The organism is Stenotrophomonas sp. TEPEL, from assembly GCF_004348785.1.
GTDB classification, from domain to species: domain Bacteria; phylum Pseudomonadota; class Gammaproteobacteria; order Xanthomonadales; family Xanthomonadaceae; genus Stenotrophomonas; species Stenotrophomonas indicatrix.
In genome coordinates this window covers 127,630-153,243 of sequence record NZ_QQXJ01000001.1, presented here as the reverse complement: position 1 = coordinate 153,243, position 25,614 = coordinate 127,630, and the positions used below count along the sequence as shown (strand labels likewise).

The following is a 25,614-nucleotide window of genomic DNA, read 5'->3' as shown; positions in this document are numbered from 1 at the left end:
GTGTACTGCCGGACACGCCGGCAGCGGCGGGCAGTCTGGACCTGCGGTCGGTGCAGGTCAACCCGCCGCGCTGACCGGACAATGGGCCCGCTGCCGTTCTCGTGCGTACACAGCGGCGCGCGCATAATGCCCAGGTGGCATCCGCCGCGCTTCCCTTCCCCGCCGAACCGACGCACAGCCGGCCTCCCGATGACCAGGTATTCCCATGCATAGCGGTGGTCTGGAACTGGCACTGGTGCTGCTGCTGGCCGCGGTGATCGCGGTGCCGGTGTTCAAGAAGTTCGGCTTCGGCGCGGTGCTGGGCTACCTGGCGGCCGGCGTGGTGCTGGGGCCGGACGGTCTGGGCTTCGTACAGGACGCCGACCGCATCCTCGGCGCGGCCGAGATCGGCGTGGTCATGCTGCTGTTCGTGATCGGGCTGGAGCTGTCCCCGGCCCGGCTGAAGGTGATGCGGCGATCGGTGTTCGGTGCGGGCGCGGCGCAGGTGGCGCTGTCCGGGCTGGTGCTGGGCGGCCTGCTGCTGCTCGATCACTTCCAGTGGAAGAGCGCGCTGGTGGTGGGCGTGGCGCTGGCGCTGTCGTCGACTGCGGTCGGCCTGCAGCTGCTGTCCGAACACAAGGCGATCAACAGCGACCATGGCCGGCTGGGGTTTGCCATCCTGCTGTTCCAGGACCTGATCGCCATTCCGCTGCTGGCCGCGATTCCGCTGCTGGGCGGGGTCAAGAACGAGACACTGCGCTGGGAAGATGCGGCCGTCGCGCTGGGCGCGCTGGCCGTGGTGATCCTGTGCGGACGACCGGTGCTGCGCCGGGTATTCGGCATCATCGCCCGCACCCGCAGCCCGGAGGTGTTCACCGCCACCGCACTGCTGGTGGTGCTGGGCACCGCCTGGTTCATGCAGGAAGCCGGCCTGAGCCCCAGCCTGGGGGCATTCCTGGCCGGCGTGCTGCTGTCCGATTCGGAATTCCGGCATGAGCTGGAATCACAGATCGAGCCGTTCAAGGGCCTGCTGCTGGGCCTGTTCTTCATTGCCGTGGGCATGGGCATCGACCTGGACCGCATCGCCGCCGAACCGTGGATGATCGCTGCAGGCGTAGCGATCCTGCTGGTGGTGAAGTTCAGCCTGCTGTACGCCATCGGCCGCATCGCCAGACTCAGCTCGCGGCAGTCGTTGCTGCTGGGCAGCGTGTTGTGGCTGGGCGGCGAATTCGCCTTCGTGGTGTTCAACGAAGCCCAGCGTGCGCATCTGCTGGGCAATGCCAACCATGACCGGCTGGTGGCGATCGTCGGCCTGTCGATGGCGATCACCCCGTTGCTGATGATCGCCCTGATGCGCCTGCTCGGCGAGGAGAAGGTCGCGCCCCGCCAGGCGGCGGAGGCCGACAAGGTGGCGCCGGACAATCGCCCGAAGGTGCTGATTGCCGGCATGGGCCGCTTCGGCCAGGTGATCGCGCGCCTGCTCACCGCGCAGAAGGTGCCGTTCGTGGCACTGGAGGCGAACCCGGACACGGTGGCCGACCTGCGCCGCTTCGGCAACCAGCTGTACTACGGCGACCCTACCCGGCCGGAGATGCTGCGCGCCGCCGGTGGCGAGCACATCGACGTGTTCGTGATCACCGTGGACGACCCGGAAACCAACCTGCGGGCGGTGCGCATGGTGCGCCGCCTGTACCCGGACGCGACGGTGCTGGCGCGTGCGCGCAACCGCCAGCATGCCTGGCGGTTGATGGACATGTCGGCCGAACCGTTCCGCGAAGTATTCGGTACCAGCCTGGAAATGAGCGGGCGCGTGCTGACCGCGCTGGGCGTGGCACCAAACGTGGCCGAGCGCCACGTGCAGCAGTTCCGCGAGCACGACGAGAAGCTGCTGCGCGACCAGTACCTGGTCTACGACGACGAGGCCGCCGTGATCCAGACCTCGCGCGATGCCCGCAACGACCTGATGCACCTGTTCGAAGCGGACGCGGAAAGCGACGGCAAATAGGCGTGCCGACCAACGGTCGGCACCCACCCAGAGCAGTGTTCCACAGTAGATCCACGCCATGCGTGGATGGTGCAGTGTCAGGGGTCAGAGCCCTTTCCGTCGGAAAGGGATCCGACCCCGCGGCTGATCAGCCGTTGTCGCGCAGGAACCTGGCCATCGACGATACGCCCGGCACGCGCGGCTCGAACTCGGCGGCGACGTCGATGAAGCCGCGCATCACCGCGATCTCGCGCGGGCTGCGGTTCAAGCCATCGCGCGCTTCCGGGTCGGCACCGGCGCGCAGCAGGCGCTGCACCAGCAGCGGCAATCCGTGCAGGGCGGCCAGGTGCAGCGGGCCGAAGCCGCGCGGATCGCGCACGTCCAGGCTGACGTCTTCATCCAGCAGGCGCTCGACGGCGGCCATCACCACCTGCTCGTCGCAGGCAGTGCCCGGTTCGGCGCGCGCGCCCAGCAGCAGCAGCAACGGCGTGACCGCACCGGCGGCGGCCTGATCCGGCTCTGCACCAGCCAGCAGCAGGGTATCGAGCAGCGCCAGCAGGCGCGAACGGTCGCGCGCACTGAAGCCATACAGGGCTGCGCAGTGCAGCGGCGCCAGCTGCTGGGCATCGCCGGCATGCACGTCGGCACCGGCGGTGAGCAGGCGCGCCACGATGTCCGGCAGCCCCAGCGCCGAGGCCAGCATCAGCACGGTGACCCCGCCCGGCAGGCGGTGTTCGAGCTGCGCACCAGCGTCGAGCAGGGCCGAGACGATCTCGACCTGGCGCATGCTGACCGCCGCCGACAACGGCGTGGCGCCACTGGCAGCGGCATGCTGCGGATCAGCGCCGCGCGCCAGCAGCAGGTCGACCACGGCCAGGTGGCCACCGCCGGCAGCACGCAGCAGCGCGGTGCAGCCCTGCGCATCGACGGCGTCGATGGCAAAGCCCAGATCATTCAGACGACGCACGGCGTCGACATCACCGGCCATCGCGGCGGCCGGCAGATCGCCTTCGCGCAGGGTCCGGCGCGGCAGCGGCCAGACGCGCCAGTCCAGCCAATCAGCCAGATCACGACGACCGATCGACAGCGCCACGCCCAGCGGTGTCTGCCCATCGGCAGCACGCGCTTCCGGCGAGGCGCCGTGCTGCACCAGCAGCTTCAAGGCGCTTTCGCGGGCCAGTGCGGTGGCCAGATGCAGCGCGGTCATGCCGTGGCTGTCGCGTGCTTCGCGGTCCACGCCGGTGGTGAGCAGGGCCTGCTGCAGGCGCAGCCAGCCCAGGCGCACCGCCAGCGACAACGGCGGATCACCGGCTGGCGAGGCGGCAAACGGATCGGCGCCGCGCTCCAGCAGTTCCAGCGCCAGCTGCTCAAGGCCACGCGCCGCCTGATCGTGCTGCGCACAGGCGGCCAGGAAACGCGCCAGGCCACCACGCCCGGCCGGCGACAGGCCGTGCTGCAGCATCACCTGCAGGGCTGGCACGGCATCGATGCCACGCGAAAGCAGCGCGAACATCGGCGTATCCGCGCAGGCGTCGCGCACGTACGGATCGGCACCATGGGCGAGCAGCCAGTCAACCGCGCGCGGTTCCAGCGCCAGCTCCGGATCGAGCAGCAGGCCACCCAGTTCTTCGGGCTGGCACAGCCTGGCCAGTGCGGCCATGCCATCGGTATTGCCGAACCCCAGTGCTTCGCGCAGCAGGGTCAACGGCGGGCGGTCGGGCAACAGGCCGCTGGCGCTGGCCGTCTCACCGCGTTCGGCCAGGCCATCGCTGACGGCGGCAGGCAGCGGGTAGGACGGGTCCAGCAGGGCCACGATCGCCCAGCGACCGGCTTCGGCGGCATAGTCCACCGCGCGCCGGCCGGCCGGATCGCTGCCGTCGGCGGCGATGCCCAGTTCCAGCAGGCGCTTGATCAACAGCGGCGAAACGTCCTCGGCCATCGTGGCCAGCAGCACCGCGTTGCGGCCATCGGCATCGACCGCAACCAGGTCGGGTTTGTGCGGCAGCAGGTGCTCGACCACGGCGGCGCGGCCGGCGCGTGCGGCTTCCAGCCACGGGGTGCGGCCCAGCGCATCGCGCGCTTCCAGGTTGGCACCGGCGGCCAACAGCACGCCGATGATGTCCACATGGCCGGCCAGTGCGGCTTCATGCAGCGCGCTGCGGCGCTGGCGGTCACGCGCGTCGGCACGTGCCTTGTGCTTGAGCAGCAGTTGCACGCCGGCCGGATCGTCGTCCTCGGTGGCGGCCGCGGCCAGCAGCACCGGGGTGCCGTCAGCCGGTTCGCTGCGCGCGCCGCGCTCCAGCAGGAAGCGCGCCAGGCGCCAGTTGCCGACCTGGCAGGCCACCGCCAGCGGTGACCAGCCATCACGGTTCAGTGCGTCCACTTCAGCCGCCGCATCGCGCAGCAGCGCGGCCACGCCCGGGTCGGAACTGCGCGCTGCGTGGTGCAGGGGGGTGTTGCCCTCGCTGTCGGTGGCGCGCGAATCGGCACCGTTGGCCAGCAGGGTCATCACCGCTTCCGGACGCCCATGCCAGCTGTCGCGGGTCGCGGCCAGCAGCGGGGTCATGCCGCGGTGCGGCGCGTTCACATCGACACCGCGGCCGATCAGCTCGCGCAGCAGGCGCAGGTCCGGCAACACCGCGGCCAGTACCGCCAGGCTGCGCTGGTCGCGCCAGTTCGGGTCAGGCAATGAATGCGGATCGGCGCCGGCCTGCAGCAACTGCAGCGCGCGGTCGACGCGGCCGTGGCGTGCGGCTTCGTACAGGGCCGGGGTCAGCTCCTGCGGCGCCAAGGCTTCCAGCGGCGTGGTGTCCACCGCAGCGCTGAACAGCGTTTCGCGATCGACCGGCAGTTCAGCGCCAACCGGGCCGCGCAGCGAGACCAGCGGCGCCGGTGCGATGCGCTGCAGCAGCAGGTGCAGCAGCGGCGACAGCAGCAGCACCGCCAGTGCCGACGGCCAACGCGCGCTTTCCGGCAGCAGGCCCGGCCAGGTCGGCAGTACCACCAGTGCGGCCAGGGCCATCACCAGTGCGGCCACGCCCAGGCCACGCCAGGCGCTGAGGTCGCGGCCGGCCAGCGCCTGCCAATGCTGGGCCAGGCCACCATCGAGACGCTCGACATCGTTCCACAGCGGCCAGGTGCGCCAAGCCGCCAGCAGGCCCGCGCTGACCAGCACGCTCAGGCCGAGCACCGCAGCCAGGCTGCCGCTGTCGCGCAGCGCGGCCAAGGGCCAAGCCAGCAACAGGGCCAGCAGCAACGGCGCGGCGGTCCACAGTGCCAGCAGCGCCGGCAGGTCCTGGCGGGCCATCACCTTGGGCGGCAGCAGCGCACGGCTGCGCCGCCACCACGAGATTCCCAGTGCGAACACCGGCTGTGCCAGTGCCGCCAGCACCGCACCGGGCAGGCCGCCCAGCGCCGAACCCAGTGCCAGCAAGGCACCCAGGGTGAAGGCCAGCGACAGGGCGCGGGATCGGGAAAGCTCAGTCATAGTGGCGCAGCATCATGCTGCTCACCGACGGCGGCACCTGCAGGTAGAACCCGCGCTCGGTCAGTTCGCTGCGCACCTTGGCCGGGTCGGCCTGGGCAAGCCGGCGCTCCGCGTCCAGGGTCACGTCCAGCACGAAGACGAGCGAACCCAACGACGCCGACAGCGGCGCAGGCAAAGCGCTGAAGTCATCGCGTCGGGCGAGATAGACGTAGGTGTCCGGCTTGAGTTGGCTTTTATAGACGTAGGCGTGCATGTCCACGGGACGATAACCCGGGAAGAGCCGTGATTGTGTCGGAAAGCCGACACCGGGGAAAGCCGTCACGCGACGATGGCGGCGCGATCGACGGCGTTTCCCCGTTGAGGTTCAGCAATGTGGCGGCGCCGTTCAGGCAGCGCCACCGGTCGGCAGCGCTTACTTGACCTTGGCGTAGGTGCCCTTCAGGGCCACGCCGGCGACGAAGGTGCCGGCCCAGCACTCGTAGTTGGTCGCGCTCTTGAACTCGTTCTTCTTGTAGTAGCTGACGATGTCGACCACGGCGTTGGCGCCGCGCGACTTGGCACCGTCCTGCAGGGCCAGCAGTGCCGACAGCGCGACCCAGTTGCAGGCCTCGACGTCGCTCTTGTTGGCGGCGTTGGTCTTCTTGTTGGTCACGTCTTCGCCCAGGCGCTGCTGCACGCTGACCGGCTGGCCGGCCAGGTAGAAGCGCACGCTGCCGTCGATACCGGCATCTTTGGCGGCCTGCGAACTGATCAGCTCGCGCAGGGACTGTTCGACGCGGGTATCGCGCGCCGAAGCGGTGGAAGTCAGGGCCAGCAGCGCGGTGGCAGTGGCGATCAGCAGGGTGCGGCGCATCGGAACGTCTCCTTGTTGGGGTGCGGGTACGGCGGGATCACGCGCTCCAGCGGCGGAACACCAGCGAGGTGTTGATGCCGCCGAAGGCGAAGTTGTTGCTCATCACGTACTCGGCCTGCAGCTCGCGGCCTTGCCCGGTGATGAAGTCGAGCTGGCCGCAACGCGGGTCCACCTCGACCAGGTTCAGGGTGGGCGCGAACCAGCCGGCGCGCATCATTTCGATGCTCATCCAGGCTTCGAACGCGCCGCAACCGCCCAGCATGTGGCCGACATAGCTCTTCAACGAGCTGATCGGCACGCGGCTGCCGAACACCTGGGCGGTGGCCTGGGTTTCGGCGATGTCGCCGTGGTCGGTGGCGGTGCCATGGGCGTTCACGTAGTCGATCTGCGCCGGCTGCAGACCGGCGTCTTCCAGCGCCAGGCGCATGGCCTGGGCCATGGTATCGGCGCTGGGCTGGGTGACGTGCTGGCCGTCGCTGTTGGTGCCGTAACCGACGATCTCGGCGAGGATGGTCGCGCCGCGTGCCTGCGCGTGTTCCAGATCCTCCAGGATCAGCGTGCAGGCGCCCTCGCCCAGCACCAGGCCATCGCGGCCGGCATCGAACGGACGCGGAGTGGTGTGCGGTGCGTCGTTGCGCGTGCTGGTGGCAAACAGGGTGTCGAACACCGCCGCAGCGGTGGCGTCGAGCTGTTCGGCACCACCGGCCACCATCACCGTCTGCTTGCCGCTGCGGATCGCTTCATAGCCGGCGCCCACGCCCTGGCTGCCCGACGTACAGGCGCTGGAAGTGGTGTAGACACGCCCGGACAAGCCGAAGAACACACCGATGTTGACCGGCGCGGTGTGGCTCATCATCTTCAGGTAGGTAGTGGCGCTGATGCCGTCGGTGGTGAACTCATGCAGCATGCGGCCGAATTCGCCGGTGGCTTCGTGGCTGCCCGACGACGAGCCATAGGCCACGCCGGTACGGCCACTGCGCAGCACCGGGTGCTCGAACAGGCCCGCCTCACGCAGGGCGACCTCGGTGGCGCGCACCGACATGATCGCGACCTTGCCCATCGAGCGGGTGGTCTTGCGGTTGTAGTTCGGCGGCAGCTCGTAGTCCTGCGCCGGCGCGGCAAGCTTGGTGTTCAGGCCCGCATACACATCCCATTCCGGCATCGAACGCACCGCATTGCGGCAGCTGCGCAGATGGGCCTGGATGGTCGGCCAGTCGTGGCCGAGCGGACTGATGGCGGCAGCACCGGTGACCACCACGCGACGATCGGCGGCCATCAGATCATCCCTCCGTTGACCGAGATCACCTGGCGGGTGATGTAGCCGGCCGGCTCGGACAGCAGGAACGCGACCGTCGCCGCCACTTCCTCGGGACGGCCGACGCGGCCGGCCGGGATCAGCTTCAATGCGTGTTCGACCACTTCTTCGTTGAGCATGTCGGTCTCGATCAGGCCCGGGGCCACGCAGTTGACGGTGATCTGGCGGCTGGCCAGTTCCAGCGCCAATGCCTTGCTGGCACCGATGATGCCGGCCTTGGCCGCACTGTAATTGACCTGGCCACGGTTGCCGGCCACGCCCGACACCGAGGACAGGGTGACGATGCGGCCCGGCTTGCGCCGCCGCACCATCGGCATGATCAGCGGATGCAGCACGTTGTAGAAACCGTCCAGGTTGGTGTGGATCACCTGGTCCCAGTCGTCCTCGGACAATGCCGGGAACACGCCATCACGGGCGATGCCGGCATTGCATACCACGCCGTAATAGGCGCCATGTGCGTCCACGTCGGCCTCCAGCGCAGCACGCGCGGCAGCACGGTCGGCCACGTCGAAGGCCAGCACGCGCGCCTGCCGGCCCAGCGCCTGGATCTCGTCGGCCACCGCCTGTGCTTCTTCCACACGGCTGCGGCAATGCACCACCACGTCGAAGCCATCGCGCGCGATACGCAGCGCAATGGCCCGGCCGATGCCCCGGCTCGCGCCGGTCACCAGCACGCTTGGATTCCCTGTCATGCCTGTCCACTCTCCAGATAGGCCATCGAGTCGGCCGGTTCGAACACCGACACGTTGGCAACCGCCCATTCTTCTTCGCCTGCCAGGATGCGGCAGGCGAACATCCCTAATCCATTGTCGCCCAACAGCTCGCAACGCGCCTGTACCTGCAGGCGGGTGCCACTGGGGAAACTGCTGCGCGTGCTGGTATAGCGCCGGCTGCCAAGCAGGAAGCCCAGCTGCGGCGGGTTGCCGGCCGTGCGTGCGCGGCAGCCGGCCCAGGCAGCGATGGCCTGGGCCATGTATTCGATGCCGACCCATGCCGGGACCGCACCGTCTTCGATGAACAGGCCGGCCTCGGGCACCACCAGTTCCGCCTCGATGCCGTCCTGGTCCCAGCGCAGGATGCGGTCCAGCAGGCACATGTCCTGGCGGTGCGGCACCACCTCTTCGATGGCATACAGCGGCATGTTCATCGGCGCTCCAGTGCCAGCACGGCATTGCTGCCGCCGAAGGCGAACGAACTGCTCAGCACCCGCCGCGGCAGCTGCTGCAGGAAGGTCGCCGGGGCTACCAGCGGCAACGCCGGCAGCGCCGGATCGGCCACGCCGTCCCACCAGTGCGGCGGCAGCTGCTGCTGCGGATTCTCGGCCAGCAGGATCCAGCACAGCGCCGCTTCGATCGCACCGGACGCACCCAGCGTGTGGCCGGTCAGTGGCTTGGTCGAACTGGCCGGCACGGCGGTGCCCAGCACCTGCGCCACGGCGTGGCTTTCCATGGCGTCGTTGTGGCCGGTGGCAGTGCCGTGCAGATTCACGTAATCCACTTCCGAAGGTGCCCAGCCCGCACGCTGCAACGCCTGCTGCAGGGCATCGATGGCACCCAGCCCCTGAGGGTCCGGTGCCGACATATGGTGCGCGTCGGCCGACTCACCCCACCCCGCCAAGCTGACCGGGCCTGCATCGCGGGTCAGCAGGAACAGCGCGGCGCCCTCGCCGATGTTGATCCCGCAGCGATGCTGCGAGAACGGATTGCAGCGCACTGCGGAGACCGATTCCAGCGCGCTGAACCCGGCGACGGTGAACCGGCACAGGGAATCGGCACCACCGGCGATGACCGCATCGACGATGCCGGAACGCAGCATGCGCGCGGCCGACATCAACGCCTTGGCGCTGGACGAACAGGCCGTGGACAGCGTCCAGGCCGGGCCCAGCGCACCGCTGCGCTCACGCACGAACTGCGCGGCGGTGCCCATTTCCTGCTGTGCGTAGTCGAAGCCTTCGGGCCAATGGCCGTGCTCGGCGCGGGTACGCAGCGCCTGCTCGGATTCGCCGATGCCCGAGGTGCTGGTGCCCAGCACCACCGCCACACGCTCGGCGCCGTAACGGTTGATGGCATCGGCAACGGCCGGCGCGATCTGCGCCATTGCCACGTCCAGCAGAGCATTGTTGCGGCCACGCAGGGACACCGGCAGTTCTTCCAGCGTCGGCAGTGGGCTGTGCACTTCGCCCAGCGCGAGCGTGCGACCCGGCAGCAGGCTGGCGTTGTCGCTCAGGCCGCCGGGCGCATCGGCAAACAGCGCAGCGGCCACCGCGGCGCGGCCCTCGCCCAACGCGCAGACCACGCCGAGGTCGTTCAGGAAAATGGGCGCGCTCTTCATTCCTGGCCGGCCATGTCGATCGATTCGATGCGCAGGGTGTAGCCCTCGGCGCGGTTGTCCAGCTGCACGCTGCCATCGCCCAGGCGCTGCAGCTGCAGCCACACGGTGCCGTCGCGGGACAGGCTGCGTTGGCGGCCGTCGTCGCTCACCTGCCAGCCGGCAGGCAGCGCGGCGGCAATGGCGTCCGTCGGCCACAGCGCGAACTGCAGGTCATCCAGTACACGTTCGGCACGCACCTGTGGCGGCAGCCACAGTGCACGCTGCTGGGTCAGCTGCTGGCCGTCCCACTGCAGGCGAACGCCGGTCTGGCCCATCGCCTGCACGGCCAGCCGCACCTGCTGAGCGTCGGCCTCCAGCAGCGCATCCAGATCACGCTCGTGGCTGCCGAAGCGGAAGTGCAGCTGCTGCTGCAGGGCCAACGGCGCCGGCAGGCTGGACGGGGCCAGCCGCAACGGCGGCAGGTCGGCCAGCGGCCGCGGCATGCGGCTGGCACAGGCGGCCAGCAGCAGGCACAGCAGGACCGCGGAGAGGCGGACGATCAGGCGCTGCACAGTTCCTCCAGCACGCGCATGCGACGGCCAGTGTCGTCGGCCACATACGGATTGTTGGTGTCCCAGGCGTAGCCGGCCAGGATGGAGCTGATCATGTCGCGTACCTGCGGCTGCTGGTCGGGGTGGTAGATGATCTTCTGGAAGCCGCCCTGGTACCAGCTTTCGACGAAGCGGCGGAAGGTCTTCACGCCGGCGCGCAGCGGAATCGAGAATTCGCTTTCCCAGTCCACGGTCTCGCCCGCGTAACGGCGCTTGAGGCATTCGCTGGCCAGCTGCGCCGACTTGAACGCGATGGTGACGCCGGAGGAGAACACCGGGTCGAGGAACTCACCGGCGTTGCCCAGCAGCGCATAGCCCGGGCCCCACAGCGAGCTGACATTGGCCGAATAGCCGGTGATGCGGCGCACCGGCAGCACCGCCCATTCGGCATTGGCCAGCAGCGAGGTCAGGTTCGGATCCTCGCCGACGATGGCCTGCAGCTTCTGCAGGTCGTCGCCTTCGTAGCGCTCGAAGAACGATGGCTCGGCGACCACGCCCAGCGAGCAGCAGCCGTTGGAGAACGGGATCGTCCAGTACCAGACGTCGATGTGCTCGGGATGGGTGGTGATCAGGATCTTGTTGCGGTCGAAATCCGCTTCGGCCGGGATGTTGTCGCGCACGTGGCAGAAGATCGCACCGCGCACCGGGAAGTTGGACGGTGTTTCCAGGTCCAGCAGGCGTGGCAGCAGGCGCGCGAAGCCGGAGGCGTCAAGGATGAAATCGGCTTCGATGCGGTACTCGCTGCCGTCGGGGCGGCGCACGCTCACCAGCGGCTGCTCGCCCGGCTCGACGGACAGCACTTCGTCACCGAAGCGCAGGGTCGCGCCCATGCGCTCGGCGCCACGCGCCAGCACGTTGTCGAAGTCGGCGCGCTGCACCTGGTAGGTAGTGCCCCAGCCCGGCGAGAACTTCTTCCTGAAGTCGAACGCGGTGCGCGCTTCCACGTGCACGAAGGCCGCGCCGTTCTTGTACTGGAAGCCCGCCTCGACCACGTCCTGCAGCAGGCCCGCCGCTTCGATGTATTCCATGCTCTGCGGCAGCAGGCTCTCGCCGATGGAGAAGCGCGGGAACTGCTGGCGCTCCAGCATCAGCACCTTGCGGCCCTGCTGGCGCAGCATCGCCGCGGCCACCGAACCGGCCGGGCCGGCGCCGATGATCAGGATCTCGGTACGTTCCACGTCTTCGTGGCGGGAAGAATCAGCGGCATCCACAACAGTAGTCATCGGTGCGTCCTTGTTGCTCGATCAGGTGGAAAAGCGGAGGAATGGGAATGAAGCGTGCCCGGTCAGGCCGGCGCAACGTCATGCGGTGGCGGCCGGAACAGCGGCGAGATCAGCCAGACCAGGCCGATGCCGAACAGCAGGGTGAGCCCGAACGCACGCAGCGCCGGCGTCTGCGAAAGACCCAGCAGGCCGAACGACAGCCAGGTGCTGGCCGCACCCACGCATACCGCCAGCCAGGCGCTGGCATCGCCGCGGTGCTCGATCAGGAAGATGCCGTAGTCGATGCCCATGCCCAGCAGCAGCATCAGTGCCAGCACGTTGAACAGCTGCAGCGGCTGGCCGAACAGGCCGAGCAAGCCAAGGGTAAGCGCCCCGGCCACCAGGGTCGGCGCGAATACGCGCCAGGCCTGGCGCCGGTAGCGCAGCCACAGGGCGCCGAACACCAGCACGATGCCGACCAGCAGCAGGCCGCCCATCAGCTTGCGGTAGTGGCCCAGCAGCTGCGAGAAATCGGCCGTACGGTCGACCCAGCGCACGCCGTCCAGGCCTTCGGCAGCACCGCGCAGGGTGGCCAGTGCATCGGCACGCGACAGGTCATCGACCATCACCACGCTGATCATCTGTCCGCCCACGTCGCCGACCCACAGGTGGCGGAACGGCTGCGACGCCGGCGAGGCGAGGAAGGCCTCGGCGCTCAGCGGCGCCGCTGCGAATGCGGGGCGCTGCAGGGGCTCGCCCACCGCTTCGCCCACGGCGGCCAGCACGCCGGGTTCCACCCTGGCGGTCAACGCCGCATCGGCCTGCTGCCGCGCGGGCGATGGCAACCAGTCACTGATTGCGCGGTAACCGCCGATGCGCTTGTCGTGGGTCAGTTCACGCAGGCGCGTGGTCAGCGCTTCTTCGCGCTGCAGCAGTTGTGCGGCATCGCTGCCCTGCACCAGGTAGAACTGCGCCGGGCTGGGCATGCCCAGCAACTGGCTGAGACGGATCTGCTGGGCCATCAGCGCCGGCGGCGAGGACTGCAGGCTGCGCAGGTCGTCGTTGCTCTGCAGGCGGGCGATGCCGATGGCCGACACCAGTGCGGCCACGCCGAGGAAGATCGCCACCGGGCGACGCCCGTGCAGGCGCGGGAAACGCTCCAGCGTATTGCCCAGCCACTGCGCGAAGCGGGTGGTACGGATCTCGCCGCCGTCCAGCCACGGGAACCAGAAGATCACCGTGAGGAAGGCAGCAGCCAGCCCCACCACCGAGAACAGCGCCATCTGCCGCAGGCCGGGGAACGGCGCCAGGCCCAACGCCAGGTACGCCAGCGCACTGGTCAGCAGCGCCAGCCACAGGCCCGGCAGCAGATGCCGCAGCAGCTTCCAGCGGCGGTCGGCCGGCTCGGCTTGGCGCGACGCGAACCAGTGGATGCCGTAGTCCTCGGCTACGCCGACCAGCGAGGCACCGAACACCAGGGTCAGCACATGCACCTTGTCGAACACCAGCACGGTCACCGCCAGCGCTACGCCACAACCGATCAGCAGCGAGGCGGCAACCAGCAGGATCGGCCGCAGCGAGCGGAACGCCAGCCACACCAGCAGCAGCACCGCCGCCAGCGAACCCCAGCCGATGGTGTTGATCTCCTGGTTGGCCTGCACGGCAGCCGCTTCGGCATGCAACGGCACGCCGGCATGCAGGATCTCCAGATCCGGCGCAGCGGCCTTGGCCGCCTGTCCGGCGCGTTCGAGCAGGCCATCGAGATGACGCTCGCCATCGAGCCTGAAGGCCGAGCCCGGCGTATCGAACTGCAGTGCCGCCCAGTGCTTGCCTTCGGCCTCGAGCAGGCCGTCATCGCCCAGGCGCAGGCCGGAGCCCTGGGCCTGCTGCTGCCACCACTGCGGCCACAGCGACAACGGATCCTGCCGCCACTCGGTCAACCGCGGCGCACCCATCGGGCCATACAGCGCGCCCAACGCCTGTTCGGCCAGCGCGCCCGGTTCGGCCTGTTGCAGTTGTTCGCGCTGGGCCGGGGTCAGCAGGCGATCGCGGTACGGTGCGTAGAACGCACGCGCCTCATCGAACCAGCCTTCGATCGAACCACTGGGCACCAGCAGCGCGCTGTCGGCATCACGGGCCATCGCCGCGGCGAACGCGGCCTGCGCGCGCTTGGCAGCGGCACCGTCGGTACTGCCGAGCAGCACCACCACCTGCCGCGAGCTGCCATCGGCGATGCGCCGGGTGACGTCGCTGAGCAGGCGGTCGTGCGCGTCCTGCGGCAGCAGGGCGAGGATGTCGGTGTCGATCCGCGACTCCTGGCTCCACAAGCGCCACTGCTGCACACCCAGCACCAGCAACAGCAGCAGCCAGGCGATGCCCAGCCAGTGCCACCAGCGGCGCAGGCGATCCGGTGCGGTGCTGTCACTCAAAGCGGCGCGCCTCGTCGGCGTTCAGCGTGGCCGGCGCTTCGCTCAGCGCAGTGAACTGGATGCGGGTGCGATCCTGGTTGGCTTCGATGATCTCGACCTGGCGCACGTAACGGTCGCCCTGCAGCGTCAGCGACTGGAAGGCCTTGGCCAGCATCGCCGACTTCGGCGTCAGCTTCAGGCGCCAGCCCTGCCCTTCACGGCTGGCCTCGACGTTGAACTGGCTGGACAGTGCCTGCACGTCACCGCTCATCAACGCGAACATGATCGCGTTGACCGAGCGCATCGCCGGCTGCTGGCGCGCGTCCAGTTCGACGCGGGTGCTGCCATCGCGCTGGCGGCTGAGGATGCGGTCGGCAGTGACCACCACCTCCGACGGGAACGGCTTGAGCGTGGACCAGATCACGCCGTGCTTGCGCGCGACCACGAACTGGCCCTGCGAACGCAGCGGGTTCTTGAAACCGCTGACCTGCTTTTCCTGGGTGAACTGCCCGCGCAGCACGTCCGGTCGGGCGACGGCCTGGGTGATGGCATCGACGGCGGCATCAGCCGCCTGCGCCAGCGGTGCGGCCACCAGCAGCAGCGCGCACAGCAGCATGCGCGGAAGACGAAGGGATCGGTTCACGGGGCAGGCACTCCAAGACGCTGCCACAGCACCGGCGGGCACTGGTACAGCATTTCCTTGCTGGCCGCGTCGACCGCGACCTGGATGGTCATTGCGCGGGTCAGCACCTGGCCGCTTTGCGCATCGAGGATCTCGTATTCGATCTTCAGCCGGTTCTCCCACTCGACGATGCGCGAGCGCACCCGCAGCGCCTGGCCGAACAGCAGCGGCCGCACGTACTTCACCCGCGCATCGACCACCGGCCACAGGTAGCCCGATTCGAGCATCTGCGGATAGTCGTAGTCATAGCGCTTCAGCAACGCGCAGCGCGCGATCTCGAAGTACTTGAAGTAGTTGCCATGCCAGACCACGTTCATCGGATCGCAGTCATGGAAAGCGGGGGCCAGCTCGACCTCACCGACCAGCTCGTTACCTTCATTCACCGACATACAGCTCCCAGCGTTGCGCGCGGATCTCCACCAGCAGTTCCCGCAGTTCGCGATCCAGCGCGCGGTCTTCTTCGACCAGGGCGATGCGCTGCCCCAGGTCGGCGTACATGTCGGCCAGACTGCCATGCAGCTGCGCGTTCATGCCAACCCGTTCGCGCAGCGCCAGGCCCTGGCGGGCGGCAATCAGCATGGCCGCCACCACCTGTTCAGTCAGTTCGATCACGCGCAGGCAGTCGCGCGCGGCGATGGTACCCATGCTGACCTTGTCCTGGTTGTGGCATTCGGTGGACCGTGAGAACACCGAGGCCGGCATGGTCTGCTTCAGGGCCTCGGCCGTCCACGCCGAAACGCTGATCTGCAGCGCCTTCAGGCCATGGTTGATCGCCGCGCGCGGGCCGCTGGCCGCCGACAGGTTGGCCGGCAGGCCGTGGTTGTAGCGGGCGTCAACCACCAGCGCCAGCTGCCGGTCGAGCAGGTCGGCGATGTTGGCAACCGTATTCTTCAGCGTGTCCATCGCCAGTGCGATATGGCCGCCGTAGAAGTGGCCACCGTGCAGGATGCGCTCGCCGTCGGCATCGATCAGCGGGTTGTCGTTGGCGCTGTTCAGTTCGGTTTCGATCAACTGGCGCAGGAACGGCAGGGTGTCTTCCAGCACGCCGATCACGTGCGGCGCGCAGCGCAGCGAGTAGCGGTCCTGCAGGCGCTGCTCGTTGCGCGGCGGACGCTCGCTGTGCAGGTCGCTGCGCAGGCGTGCGGCAATGCGAGACTGCCCCGGGTGCGGCTTGGCGGCGAACAGGGTTTCATCGAAATGGTGCGCGTTGCCATCGCTGGACAGCACGTTGAACGCGGTCAGGCGCGTGGCCATACGCGCCAGGTAATCGGCGCGCTGCCAGGCCAGGCAGGCCAGGCCGGTCATCACCGCCGTGCCGTTCATGATCGCCAGGCCTTCCTTCGGCCGCAGCTTCAGCGGCGTCATGCCAATCTTCGCCAGCACGTCGGCAGCCGGCTGCACGCGGCCGTCGTGCAGCACCTCGCGTTCGCCGCACAGCACGGCCGCCACGTACGACAGCGGGGTCAGGTCGCCACTGGCGCCCACCGAGCCTTCGGCCGGAATCAACGGCAGCACATCGTGCTGCAGCAGCGTGGCCAGGCCTTCCAGCAACGGCACGCTGACGCCGGACATGCCACGCACCAGCGAGGCCAGACGCGCGGCCAGCACGGCGCGGGTCTCGGCCGGGTCCAGGTAACGGCCCAGGCCGCAGCCATGGTAGGTGTACAGGTGGTGCGGCAGCTCGGCGACCAGTGCCGGCGGAATGTTCACCGTGCACGAATCGCCGTAGCCGGTGGTCACGCCATAGATGACGCCATCCTCGCGCAACAGCCGGTCGAGGAAGTCGGCACCCCGCTGGATATGTGCGCGGAACGCCGGCACATCGCTCAGCGCGGCCTCGCACTTGCGCTGGGCCAGGGCGACCACGTCTTCGATGGTCAGCGGTGCATCGCCGAAACGGCACACGGGTACGGCGTCAATCGTCATGAGGAGCCTGATCCCAGAAGGGGAAGAAATTGAACCAGTCCAGCGGGGACTGGATGACCTGGAGTTCCAGCCAGCGCGCGAAGCGCTGCGCCTGTTCGGCCAGTGCGGCATCGCGTGAACCGCGCGGCAGCACCACGCGGTCGGCGAACTGTTCGAATGCCACCCGATAGCCGTCGCCCTGGTGCAGGCACGACATCGTGTAGACCGGGCAGCCGAGCGCGGCCGCCAGCACGTAGGCGCCGATCGGGAACGGCGCGCGGTGGCCGAGGAAATCAGCCATCACGCTGCGCCCGCCCTGCACCGGCACGCGGTCGCCAACGATGGCGACGAAGCCACCCGAGGCGACCTTGTCGGCCAGCATCATCGCCGTGGCCGGGCCCATCTCGGTAACCTGCACCAGCTCCACTGCGGCCAGCGGGTCCAGCCGCTGCAACAGCCGGTTGAAGCGCTGCGCGTGCGCGGTATGCACCAGCACGGTGATGCGGAAGCCCGGCACCTGCTCGGCCAGCACCTGGCACAGTTCCAGGCAGCCGATGTGCGCGGTCAGGATGAGGCCGCCTTCGCGGCGCGCGATCCGGCCCAGTACCAGGTCGCGTTGCAGGCGGATGCGCTCGGGCGGATAGCGGCCGCCGAGGCCGAGAATCTTGTCCAGCATCGTGTCGGCGAAGCTGAAGAAGTGGCGCAGGCTGTCGCGCCGGGTGGGCGCATGGCCCAGCGCACCGGCATGGGCCTGCAGCCGCTGCAGGTACTGCATCGAGGCCTGGCGCCCGACGCGGTTGCCCAGCCAGTGGCAGGCCACCACCGGCCACACGCAGAGGTGGAACGGCCAGCGCCCGAACCAGCGGTGCACCCAGCACAGCAACAGCACGCCGGCCACCGACGTGGACTCGCCGATGTCGGCCCAATGCGGGGCGTCGTGCGCGTGGCTCATCTCAGCCCTGCCCCTGCAGGCGGCGCCACAGCAGGCGCGGCGCGCGCCAGAGCATGCCGAAGAACAGCCGGGTATGCATGCGGCTGATGCGCACGTTGTCGCGCCACACATCGAAATGCGATACACCGTCGGCGGGATAGGTCACCCGCGTAGCCAGGTGGTCGACCGGTACCTGCCGCCAGTACAGGCGCACCATCACTTCGGTGTCGAAATCCATGCGCCGGCCGATGGTTTCCTCGCCGACCAGGCGCAGCACCGGCGGCAGCGGATACACGCGGAATCCACACATGGTGTCGCGCAGGTGCAGTGACAGCGTGTTGATCCACACCCAGATGTGGGTGGCGTAGCGACCATACAGGCGCGCCTTCGGCACACTGGCATCGTAGGCGGGAATGCCGCAGATCACAGCGTCCGGCCGCGCGCGGGCGGCGTCGATGAAGCGCGGCAGGTCGCCGGTGTCGTGCTGGCCGTCGGCATCGATCTGCAGCACATGGGTATACCCACCACGCTGCGCTTCGGCGAAACCGGCCAGCATCGCACCGCCCTTGCCCTGGTTCGCGTCCAGCCGCAGCAGGTCGACCCCCGCTCGCTGTGCCAGTTCCCGCAGCACCAGCGCGCAGGACGGCTGCGAGCCATCGTCGACCAGCAGGCAGGGCAGGCCCGCAGCCTGCACGCCATCGACGACCGCGCCGATGGCGTGTTCGTGGTCGTACACGGGAATGACCACCAGCGGCGCGAACGCGCCGCCAGCAGTGGCCGGCTCAATGCGCATCGGCGAACACCACCCTGCCGCTGGCGTGCACGCCATGCACCGAGGTGTAGCGGAACGTCAGCACGCCGCGCCCGGTGTCCCACTCCAGGTGCAGGGTCAGCTCGTCGCCGGGGCGGGCCACGCGCTGGAACTTCACTGCATCCATGCGCTGGAAACCAACCGGCAACACGAAGGCCTGGCGGCCGAAGCGCACCGCCCAGTCCAGCTGGGCCACGCCGGGCAGGATCGCCGCCTGCGGGAAGTGGCCCTGGAACGCGCGCAGCGCGGGGTCCAGCGTCATCCGCAGGGTGGCCGTCGCCTCGTCGCGACAGTCCCAGACCGGCACCGGCATCATCGGCTGGAACAGCGCCACCAGCGCGGCCTGGGTGACCTTGCCCTGGGCATTGATCGGCAGCGATTCGACCAGGCGCCAGCGCCGCGGCCGGGTGACCGCATCGTGGCCCTGCGCCAACCGCGCACCCAGCCGCTGTCCCAGCGCACGCCGTGCGCCGTCACCGGCACGTGCCAACGCCGGATCGGCCGGCACCACCACGGCCGCCAGCTGCTCGCGCTGGCCCTGCAGCACCAGCACGCGCACGTCCTCGACTTCCGGATCCTCGCGCAGCGCGCGCTCCAGTGCATCCAGCGAAACGCGGCGTTCTTCGATCTTGACGATGCGGTCGGCACGGCCCAGCAGGCGGAAGCGGCCATCGGCCAGTGCTTCCACGCGATCCTGGGTGCGCCACCAGTCCAACGTCTCCAGGTGCGGCGAGGCCACCGCCAGGCAGTCCTCCTCGATCCGCCACTGCACGCCCGGCAACGGCTGCCACGGCGGTGCATCGGTGTCCCAGCGGCGCCAGGCGATGCCACCGGTTTCACTGCTGCCGTAAACCTCGGTGGGCGCCACGCCCAACCACTGGCGGACCTGGCGCGCAGCGTCCTCGGGCAGCGGGCCGCCGGAGGAGAACACCGCACGCAGGCGGCCGTGCAGGCTGGCCCAGTCGAGCTGCTCGGGCAGGCGCTTGAGATGGGCCGGGGTCGCCACCAGCACCGTGTCGGTACCGGCCAGCGCGCCCACCAGGTCTTCGTGGAAGAAGCGCCGCGGCTGGATCGCACGGCCGGCAGCCAGCGGCCACAGCACGCGGAACAGCAGGCCGTAGATATGCTGGTGGGACACGGTGCCGTGCACCTGGGCCCCGTCGAGCTGGGCGCCGAAGGCAGCCTGCAGCGCATCGACTTCGCTCGCCAGCTGGTCCAACCGCTTGCTGATCGCGCTGGGTTGGCCGGTGCTGCCGGAGGTGAACACGCACAGTTCGCAGGCGCGCTCGTCCAACGGCAGCAGCGCCACGCCTTCTGCGACGCTGTCGGTGGCCTGCAACGGCTGGTAATCCGCCGACAGGTCACCTGCGAAGCCACTCACCTGCGGCTGCAGCGCCTGCAAGGTCGCGGGCAGGTTGTCGGCGGCCAGGAACACCCGCTTGCCGGCATGCCAGGCACCGAACAACGCCGCAGCGAAGGCCACGGTGTCATCGAAGTAGAGCGCCCAGTCACGACCCTCGGCAGCACTGAAAGCGTCATTCCAGGCAAGTACGCGCAGGCGGAAGGCGACGTGGTCGAGGGCAGTGCCATCGCAGATACCGATGTCACGACCGGGCTGCGCCGCGATCAGCAGCCGGTCCAGGGCAATCCAGTCAGCCATGCGCGTGCGCTGCCTTGACCCGACGCCGTACCAGCCATTCGCCCCCGAACAACAATCCCATCATCACGTACGCCAACATTCCGTTGTAGAGCATCCAGACCCGGTCCGACGCATACAGCGCGGTGAACAGGGCGAGACCACCATTGAGAACGAAAAAGCCACACCACACCTGGGTGACGCGGCGGGTATAGACCACCGCGAACGGTGGGAGGTCCGGCTCCTGCAGGCGCGCCAGGCGTTCCACCAGCGGCGGACCGAAGCGCAGGCTGGTGGCGAACACCGTCAGCATCACCACGTTCACCAGCGCCGGGTACAGCTTCAGCGGCAGGGCCTGGTTGAGCACGGTGGCCAGCCCGGCCAGCAGGCCCGCGCCGGCGGCGGCAGCCCACCACAAGGGCTGGCGCGTGCTCAGCGCGCGCAGCAGGGCCAGCGCGAACAGCAGCAGCGACAGCCAGCGTGGCTCGAAGCGGCCCATCGCCAAGTAGACCAGCACCGGATAGGCAAGCGAAATCGCTGCCACCACGACCATGCGTGCCCGTGCCATGGTCGCGGCGTCCGTGCTGCTGTCAGGCAGCGGCCTGACCGGGCAGCAGGCCATGCACGACATCAACGATGTCCTGCACGGTGCGCACGGCCTTGAACGCTTCAGGCTGCAGATTGCGGCCGAGCAGCGGCTTGAGCTGCACGATCAGGTCCACGGCATCGATGCTGTCGATGTCCAGGTCGTCGTACAGGCGCGATTCCGGGCTGATCCGCGCCGGCTCGATCTCGAAGCTGTCGGTCAGGATGCGGACGATGCGCTCGAACAGTTCATTCTTGGTCATGGCAGTTCCTGGCGCCTTACGACTGGCGGGCGGCGACGAACTCGCCGAGCGCACGCACGCTGGAGAAATGGCGACGGGTTTCTTCCGAGTCGGCCGAGAGGCTGACACCGTACTTCTTCTGCAGCGCCAGGCCCAGTTCCAGTGCATCGATCGAGTCCAGGCCGAGGCCTTCCACGAACAGAGGCGCGGTCGGATCGATGTCCTCCGGGGTGATGTCCTCCAGTGAAAGCGAGGAAATGATCAATTCCTTGATCTCGTGCTCAAGTGCTTGCACGGGTCGGATCTCCAGACAGGTCGAAATAACGAGTGAGGTGGTCGGTGACGCGACGGGCCGCCAGGGCATCCCCCCTTGGCGAGTCATCTTCGGCCAGGAACGGCGCGATCGGGATATCTTCGCCGATCTGCAGCTGAACGTGAAAACGACGTGAGGGTACACGATACCACTTCTGGCCCTTGGTCAACGTCGGCGGGGTGCAGGTGATGCGCACCGGGGTGATGTCCAGGCGCCCGCGCACTGCGATGTTGGCCGCGCCGCGCTGCAGCCGCAGCGGCTGCCCCGGCACGCTGCGGGTGCCTTCCGGGAAGATCACCAGGGTGCCGCCGGCGTGCACCGCCGCCGCGCAGTCATCGACCAGCCCAGCGCCGTCGTCATTGGAGATGTAGCCGGCGGCACGCACCGGGCCGCGCATGAACGGGTTGCAGGCCACCGCCCGCTTGACCACGCAGTCGGCATTGGGCAGCAGGGCGATCAGGCAGACCACGTCGATCAGGGTCGGGTGGTTGGCCAGCACCAGCAGGCCGTCGCGCTGCAGGCGTTCGCGCCCGTCGACCTGCAGGGTCATCACGCCCAGCCGGCACATCAGCCACACATGGCTGGCGAAGGCGCGCTGGACCAGCCGGCGGGCCCGGCGGCGGCGGGCCACCGGGTCGCGCATCAGCAGCAGCACCGGCATCACCAGCACGCCCAGCAACAGACCGCCGACGCCAAACGCGGCGAAGCTGAGGCCGGTGCCGAGCACCCGCCAGGCATGATCAAGGCGGCGCAGCGCCTCAGCCACGGCGGCGCCAGGACCAGCGTTGGCCTTGGGTCACGTGCTGCAGCTGCAGATCCCCGGCCAGCAGGAAGCGGTGCAGGTCCAGCGCATGCGGCAGCACGCCCGGCGCGGTCGGCCCGGCGTCGCCGGCGACCTGCCAAGACAGCGAAAGATCGGTGCCGCCGGCAGTACCGGCGGGTGCCAGGCGCCAGCACCAGGCGAAGAACGGGTCGGGTTCGTCGGCGAATTCAGCGTAAACGTCGGGCAACGGCGACTCATAGACCACGATCCGCACTTCACTGGCACCATCACCAAGCAGGCCGACGGCCTCCAGGCACGCCGCTTCCACCGTCGACTGGCCGGCGGACAACGCCAGGTAGTTGCCCCGGTGGCCGCGGGCGATCGAATACAGCGCGGCGATCGCGTTGTGCACCGACAGGCCGAAGCCGGTGGGCGACAGCGGCTGATCGGCCACCAGCGAGCCCAGCAGGTCCATCGAACGGGCGACATCGCCATGGCGGCTGGCGAACACCAGCGGCACCTGGCTGTCAGCGCCCTGCCCGTCCTCGCACCAGCACGCGGCCTGGATCGCCATGCGGCCCAGGCGCTCGATACGGCGGCGCTGCATGGCCGGAATCTCGGCCAGCGCCGGCGTGTCCTCGCCCTGCGGCAGGAACGGTGCTCCGGCCCAGCCCATCCATTGGCTACGCTCGGTCAGGCCAGGCGCCCAGGCGGCCCAGTCGACAACGGAAAATTCGATCATTACCGGTGATGTTTCGATGGGCGAACGAGAGTCTCGAGCCATTACGGCGACACGCGGCTGCCCCCCATTCCTGCAGCCATGCATCCGTCCAGGACGTCGCCGGCTGCCCCCCTGGCTGCCGGAAAGGAGCGCACGCTAGCACGTCCGACACAGGGATGACATGTTTCACAAAGCACAACGGGGAGCGGTCAGCGACCGCCCCCCGCATGGACCGATCCAGCGAGCCGGTTCAGTGGTAGCCGGCGTCGGCGCGTACCTTGCCGCGGAACACCCGGTAGGACCATGCCGTGTAGCCCAGGATCACCGGCAGCAGCACCACCAGCCCCACCAGGGTGAAGCCCAGCGACGAGGCCGGCGCGGCAGCCTGCCACAGCGTCATCGACGGCGGCAGCAGGTACGGCCACATGCCCAGCACCAAGCCAGCGAAGCCAAGCACGAACAAGGCCAGGCTAAGCAGGAACGGCGGCAGGTCGCGACGCGGATGGGTGGCGCTGCGCCACAGCGCGATGGCCACCGCCAAGGTCAGCAGCGGCACCGGTGACAGCCACCAGAAGTTGCCGTCGCTGAACCAGCGGTCCATCAGCCGCGACTGCAGGAACGGCAACCAGCTGCTGACCAGGCCCATTGCCGCGATCACCGTTACCACCAGCGGGCGGGTCATCTGCCGGGCCAGCGCCTGCACGCGGCCTTCGGTCTTCAGGATCAACCAGGTACTGCCCAGCAGTGCATAGCCGGCCACCAGCGCGGCGCCGGTCAGCATCGCGAACGGGCTGAACCAGCCGAACGCGCCGCCCTGGTACACGCCATCGACCAGCGGCAGGCCCTGTACCAGCGTGCCGAGGATAACGCCCTGGGCGAACGTGGCCAGCAGCGAACCGAGGCCGAACGCCACGCTCCACAGCCGCCGTGAACGGTGCGCCTTGAAGCGGAACTCGAAGGCCACGCCACGGAACACCAGCGCCACCACCAGCAGCAGCACCGGCAGGTACAGCGCCGACAGCAGTACGGCATACGCCTTCGGAAAGGCGGCCATCAGGCCAGCACCGCCGAGCACCAGCCAGGTCTCGTTGCCGTCCCAGATCGGCGCGGCGGTATTCATCATCAGGTCCAGCTGTTCCTCGTCCTCGGCGAACGGGGCGAGGATGCCGATGCCGAGCACGAAACCGTCCAGCACCACGTACATCAGCACGCCGAAGCCGATCACCGCGAACCATGCCACCGGCAGCCAGGTCACCAGGTCCATGTCAGCGCTCCTCCAGCGGTTCGTCGGCGGCCGACAGCGGCCGCGCCGGGGTGTGGCTGCCATGGTCCAGCGACGGGCCTTCGTCGTACGGCTGCGGGCCGTGGCGCAGGATCTTCACCAGGTACCAGATGCCCCAGCCGAACACGAAGGCATAGCCGATCACATAGACACCCAACGACAGCGCGGTCATCCATGCACTCTGCGGGCCAACGGCATCGGCGGTGCGCAGCACGCCATAGACCACCCACGGCTGCCGCCCCATCTCGGTGACGAACCAGCCCGACAGCAGCGCGATGAAGCCGCTGGGCAGCATCCAGTTCCAGCCACGCAGCAGCCACGGCGAGGCCAGCAGCTTCTTCCGCCACAGCTGGAAGGCCGAGACCCAGGCCAGCACCAGCATCAGCGTGCCCAGCCCGACCATGATGCGGAAGGCGAAGAACACCGGCGTCACCGGCGGCCGCTCGCTGGCCGGCACCGACGTCAGCGGATCGAACGTACCGTCCAGGGTGTGGGTGAGGATCACGCTGCCGAGCTTGGGAATGGCCACCTCGAAATCGTTGCGCTCCTCCTTCTCGTTGGGCAGCGCGAACACCACCAGCGGCACGCCCTCGCCTTTCTTGGTCTCATGCCAGTGCGCTTCCATCGCCGCGATCTTCATCGGCTGGTGCTTGAGCGTGTTCAGGCCATGCATGTCGCCGACGAAGATCTGCACCGGCACGGTCAGCGCCGCGAACGCCACCGCCGCGATCAGCATCCGCCGCCCCGCTTCCACGTGCGTTCCCCTGCGCAGATACCACGCGCCCACACCACCGATCACGAAACAGGTGGTGATGAACGAACCCAGCGCCATGTGCGCCAGCCGGTACGGGAAGGACGGGTTGAACACCACCTGCCACCAGTCAACGGGGTGCACGATGCCGTTGACCATCTCGTAGCCGGCCGGCGTATGCAGCCAGCTGTTGGACGAGAGGATCCAGAAGGTAGAGAACAGCGTGCCCAGCGCGACCATGCAGGTGGACAGGAAATGCAGGCGCGGCGACACCCGGCCCCAGCCGAACATCATCACGCCGAGGAAGCTGGCTTCCAGGAAGAACGCGGTCAGCACTTCGTAGGTCAGCAGCGGTCCGATGACCGTACCGGCCACTTCGCTCAGCCGCGGCCAGTTGGTGCCGAACTGGAAGGCCATGACGATGCCGCTGACCACGCCCATGCCGAAGGACACCGCGAAGATCTTCTGCCAGAAGAAATACAGCTCGCGCCATACGGGCAATTTCGTGCGCAGCCACCGCCACTCGATGAAGGCCAGCCAGCTGGCCGTACCGATGGTGAAGGCCGGGAACAGTACGTGGAAACTGATGACGAATCCGAACTGGATCCGCGACAACAACAACGCGTCCAAGGGACGCCTCCTGCCAGGTGCCGGTGGGATACCAGACCACTTTAGGGGGATATCGTTAAGCCGGGATGCGACCGGGTGACGCGCTGCTTCACTTTGTCGCAGGCCTGCGGCGGTGCCGGATGGCCTGCATGGCTGTCCGTGAGGCGAACCGCTCCAGCCGGCCGATCCTGATTGCGGCGTGCGCGGGCCTTTTGCCGATTCCGCTGCCATGAC

The 25,614-nt window shown here is 68.7% G+C and carries 24 protein-coding genes; 1 reads left to right on the top strand and 23 read right to left on the bottom strand.

All coding sequences use genetic code 11. The annotated features are described in order from the left end of the window. The first annotated feature begins 205 nt into the window (after positions 1-205). Positions 206-1,984, top strand: coding sequence for a monovalent cation:proton antiporter-2 (CPA2) family protein (locus TEP_RS00640; RefSeq protein ID WP_132823679.1), 1,779 nt, complete (start codon positions 206-208; stop codon positions 1,982-1,984). A gap of 127 nt (positions 1,985-2,111) precedes the next feature. On the opposite strand, the gene TEP_RS00635 is transcribed toward TEP_RS00640, so the two are convergent. The 23 genes from TEP_RS00635 to TEP_RS00525 all read right to left on the bottom strand — a co-directional run bounded on the left by TEP_RS00635 (position 2,112) and on the right by TEP_RS00525 (position 25,401). Beyond that, entirely contained in the window at positions 2,112-5,450 is a 3,339-nt protein-coding gene (locus tag TEP_RS00635) for an ankyrin repeat domain-containing protein (RefSeq protein ID WP_132823678.1), read from the bottom strand. Continuing rightward, positions 5,443-5,703: a YcgL domain-containing protein gene (locus TEP_RS00630; protein WP_032976812.1), complete on the bottom strand. Its 261-nt coding sequence runs from the start codon at positions 5,701-5,703 to the stop codon at positions 5,443-5,445. Before TEP_RS00630 ends, TEP_RS00635 begins: the two co-directional genes overlap by 8 nt. A gap of 159 nt (positions 5,704-5,862) precedes the next feature. Continuing rightward, positions 5,863-6,303, bottom strand: a complete 441-nt coding sequence (locus TEP_RS00625) for a hypothetical protein (protein WP_025877987.1) — start codon at positions 6,301-6,303, stop codon at positions 5,863-5,865. Between the two features lie 37 nt (positions 6,304-6,340). Beyond that, positions 6,341-7,579, bottom strand: a complete 1,239-nt coding sequence (locus TEP_RS00620; RefSeq protein ID WP_025877989.1) for a beta-ketoacyl-ACP synthase — start codon at positions 7,577-7,579, stop codon at positions 6,341-6,343. Then, positions 7,579-8,310 carry a 3-oxoacyl-ACP reductase FabG gene (fabG, locus tag TEP_RS00615; RefSeq protein ID WP_132823677.1) on the bottom strand — a complete coding sequence of 244 codons (732 nt, stop codon included), beginning with the start codon at positions 8,308-8,310 and terminating at the stop codon, positions 7,579-7,581. The genes TEP_RS00620 and fabG overlap by 1 nt, the downstream gene beginning before the upstream one ends. Beyond that, the gene (locus tag TEP_RS00610) at positions 8,307-8,765 is read right to left on the bottom strand and encodes a hotdog family protein (RefSeq protein ID WP_025877993.1); all 459 of its coding nucleotides are present in this window, start codon (positions 8,763-8,765) and stop codon (positions 8,307-8,309) included. Before TEP_RS00610 ends, fabG begins: the two co-directional genes overlap by 4 nt. Continuing rightward, complete coding sequence (locus TEP_RS00605) at positions 8,762-9,949, bottom strand: beta-ketoacyl-[acyl-carrier-protein] synthase family protein (RefSeq protein ID WP_132823675.1); 1,188 nt, start codon at positions 9,947-9,949, stop codon at positions 8,762-8,764. Before TEP_RS00605 ends, TEP_RS00610 begins: the two co-directional genes overlap by 4 nt. Beyond that, a complete protein-coding gene (locus TEP_RS00600; RefSeq protein WP_132823674.1) occupies positions 9,946-10,500 on the bottom strand; it encodes a DUF3261 domain-containing protein in 555 nt (184 codons plus the stop codon). Before TEP_RS00600 ends, TEP_RS00605 begins: the two co-directional genes overlap by 4 nt. After that, positions 10,488-11,762, bottom strand: coding sequence for an NAD(P)/FAD-dependent oxidoreductase (locus tag TEP_RS00595; RefSeq protein WP_132823672.1), 1,275 nt, complete (start codon positions 11,760-11,762; stop codon positions 10,488-10,490). The genes TEP_RS00600 and TEP_RS00595 overlap by 13 nt, the downstream gene beginning before the upstream one ends. Before the next feature lie 62 nt (positions 11,763-11,824). After that, positions 11,825-14,170: an MMPL family transporter gene (locus TEP_RS00590; protein ID WP_132823671.1), complete on the bottom strand. Its 2,346-nt coding sequence runs from the start codon at positions 14,168-14,170 to the stop codon at positions 11,825-11,827. After that, positions 14,163-14,792 carry an outer membrane lipoprotein carrier protein LolA gene (locus TEP_RS00585; protein ID WP_132823669.1) on the bottom strand — a complete coding sequence of 210 codons (630 nt, stop codon included), beginning with the start codon at positions 14,790-14,792 and terminating at the stop codon, positions 14,163-14,165. The genes TEP_RS00590 and TEP_RS00585 overlap by 8 nt, the downstream gene beginning before the upstream one ends. Beyond that, a complete protein-coding gene (locus tag TEP_RS00580) occupies positions 14,789-15,220 on the bottom strand; it encodes an acyl-CoA thioesterase (RefSeq protein WP_132823668.1) in 432 nt (143 codons plus the stop codon). The genes TEP_RS00585 and TEP_RS00580 overlap by 4 nt, the downstream gene beginning before the upstream one ends. Continuing rightward, a complete protein-coding gene (locus TEP_RS00575; RefSeq protein ID WP_132823667.1) occupies positions 15,207-16,757 on the bottom strand; it encodes an aromatic amino acid ammonia-lyase in 1,551 nt (516 codons plus the stop codon). The genes TEP_RS00580 and TEP_RS00575 overlap by 14 nt, the downstream gene beginning before the upstream one ends. Beyond that, the gene (locus TEP_RS00570) at positions 16,747-17,688 is read right to left on the bottom strand and encodes an acyltransferase (protein ID WP_132823665.1); all 942 of its coding nucleotides are present in this window, start codon (positions 17,686-17,688) and stop codon (positions 16,747-16,749) included. Before TEP_RS00570 ends, TEP_RS00575 begins: the two co-directional genes overlap by 11 nt. A gap of 1 nt (position 17,689) precedes the next feature. Next, positions 17,690-18,460, bottom strand: a complete 771-nt coding sequence (locus TEP_RS00565; protein ID WP_132823664.1) for a glycosyltransferase family 2 protein — start codon at positions 18,458-18,460, stop codon at positions 17,690-17,692. Further along, a complete protein-coding gene (locus tag TEP_RS00560; protein ID WP_132823662.1) occupies positions 18,450-20,138 on the bottom strand; it encodes an AMP-binding protein in 1,689 nt (562 codons plus the stop codon). The genes TEP_RS00565 and TEP_RS00560 overlap by 11 nt, the downstream gene beginning before the upstream one ends. After that, entirely contained in the window at positions 20,131-20,682 is a 552-nt protein-coding gene (locus TEP_RS00555; RefSeq protein ID WP_132823660.1) for a hypothetical protein, read from the bottom strand. The genes TEP_RS00560 and TEP_RS00555 overlap by 8 nt, the downstream gene beginning before the upstream one ends. A gap of 22 nt (positions 20,683-20,704) precedes the next feature. Next, entirely contained in the window at positions 20,705-20,962 is a 258-nt protein-coding gene (locus TEP_RS00550; protein WP_025878014.1) for an acyl carrier protein, read from the bottom strand. A 16-nt stretch (positions 20,963-20,978) separates the two neighbouring features. Then, a complete protein-coding gene (locus TEP_RS00545; protein ID WP_005411610.1) occupies positions 20,979-21,236 on the bottom strand; it encodes a phosphopantetheine-binding protein in 258 nt (85 codons plus the stop codon). After that, positions 21,223-22,020, bottom strand: coding sequence for a lysophospholipid acyltransferase family protein (locus tag TEP_RS00540; RefSeq protein WP_032976802.1), 798 nt, complete (start codon positions 22,018-22,020; stop codon positions 21,223-21,225). Before TEP_RS00540 ends, TEP_RS00545 begins: the two co-directional genes overlap by 14 nt. Further along, positions 22,013-22,759 (bottom strand): beta-ketoacyl synthase chain length factor, encoded by a 747-nt coding sequence (locus TEP_RS00535; RefSeq protein ID WP_032976801.1) that lies wholly within the window; start codon positions 22,757-22,759, stop codon positions 22,013-22,015. The genes TEP_RS00540 and TEP_RS00535 overlap by 8 nt, the downstream gene beginning before the upstream one ends. Before the next feature lie 229 nt (positions 22,760-22,988). Further along, the gene (gene cydB, locus TEP_RS00530) at positions 22,989-24,002 is read right to left on the bottom strand and encodes a cytochrome d ubiquinol oxidase subunit II (RefSeq protein ID WP_132823658.1); all 1,014 of its coding nucleotides are present in this window, start codon (positions 24,000-24,002) and stop codon (positions 22,989-22,991) included. Between the two features lies 1 nt (position 24,003). After that, the gene (locus TEP_RS00525) at positions 24,004-25,401 is read right to left on the bottom strand and encodes a cytochrome ubiquinol oxidase subunit I (protein ID WP_132823656.1); all 1,398 of its coding nucleotides are present in this window, start codon (positions 25,399-25,401) and stop codon (positions 24,004-24,006) included. Between the last annotated feature and the right edge of the window lie 213 nt (positions 25,402-25,614).

Coding starts and splice junctions, on each gene's coding strand:
- TEP_RS00570 (WP_132823665.1), bottom strand. CDS start 17,688: ATGAGCCACGCGCACGACGCCCCGCATTGGGCCGACATCGGCGAGTCC.
- TEP_RS00565 (WP_132823664.1), bottom strand. CDS start 18,460: ATGCGCATTGAGCCGGCCACTGCTGGCGGCGCGTTCGCGCCGCTGGTG.
- TEP_RS00550 (WP_025878014.1), bottom strand. CDS start 20,962: ATGACCAAGAATGAACTGTTCGAGCGCATCGTCCGCATCCTGACCGAC.
- fabG (WP_132823677.1), bottom strand. CDS start 8,310: ATGACAGGGAATCCAAGCGTGCTGGTGACCGGCGCGAGCCGGGGCATC.
- TEP_RS00580 (WP_132823668.1), bottom strand. CDS start 15,220: ATGTCGGTGAATGAAGGTAACGAGCTGGTCGGTGAGGTCGAGCTGGCC.
- TEP_RS00560 (WP_132823662.1), bottom strand. CDS start 20,138: ATGGCTGACTGGATTGCCCTGGACCGGCTGCTGATCGCGGCGCAGCCC.
- TEP_RS00640 (WP_132823679.1), top strand. CDS start 206: ATGCATAGCGGTGGTCTGGAACTGGCACTGGTGCTGCTGCTGGCCGCG.
- TEP_RS00620 (WP_025877989.1), bottom strand. CDS start 7,579: ATGGCCGCCGATCGTCGCGTGGTGGTCACCGGTGCTGCCGCCATCAGT.
- TEP_RS00630 (WP_032976812.1), bottom strand. CDS start 5,703: ATGCACGCCTACGTCTATAAAAGCCAACTCAAGCCGGACACCTACGTC.
- TEP_RS00625 (WP_025877987.1), bottom strand. CDS start 6,303: ATGCGCCGCACCCTGCTGATCGCCACTGCCACCGCGCTGCTGGCCCTG.
- TEP_RS00605 (WP_132823675.1), bottom strand. CDS start 9,949: ATGAAGAGCGCGCCCATTTTCCTGAACGACCTCGGCGTGGTCTGCGCG.
- TEP_RS00535 (WP_032976801.1), bottom strand. CDS start 22,759: ATGATCGAATTTTCCGTTGTCGACTGGGCCGCCTGGGCGCCTGGCCTG.
- TEP_RS00555 (WP_132823660.1), bottom strand. CDS start 20,682: ATGGCACGGGCACGCATGGTCGTGGTGGCAGCGATTTCGCTTGCCTAT.
- TEP_RS00610 (WP_025877993.1), bottom strand. CDS start 8,765: ATGAACATGCCGCTGTATGCCATCGAAGAGGTGGTGCCGCACCGCCAG.
- TEP_RS00635 (WP_132823678.1), bottom strand. CDS start 5,450: ATGACTGAGCTTTCCCGATCCCGCGCCCTGTCGCTGGCCTTCACCCTG.
- TEP_RS00595 (WP_132823672.1), bottom strand. CDS start 11,762: ATGACTACTGTTGTGGATGCCGCTGATTCTTCCCGCCACGAAGACGTG.
- TEP_RS00575 (WP_132823667.1), bottom strand. CDS start 16,757: ATGACGATTGACGCCGTACCCGTGTGCCGTTTCGGCGATGCACCGCTG.
- cydB (WP_132823658.1), bottom strand. CDS start 24,002: ATGGACCTGGTGACCTGGCTGCCGGTGGCATGGTTCGCGGTGATCGGC.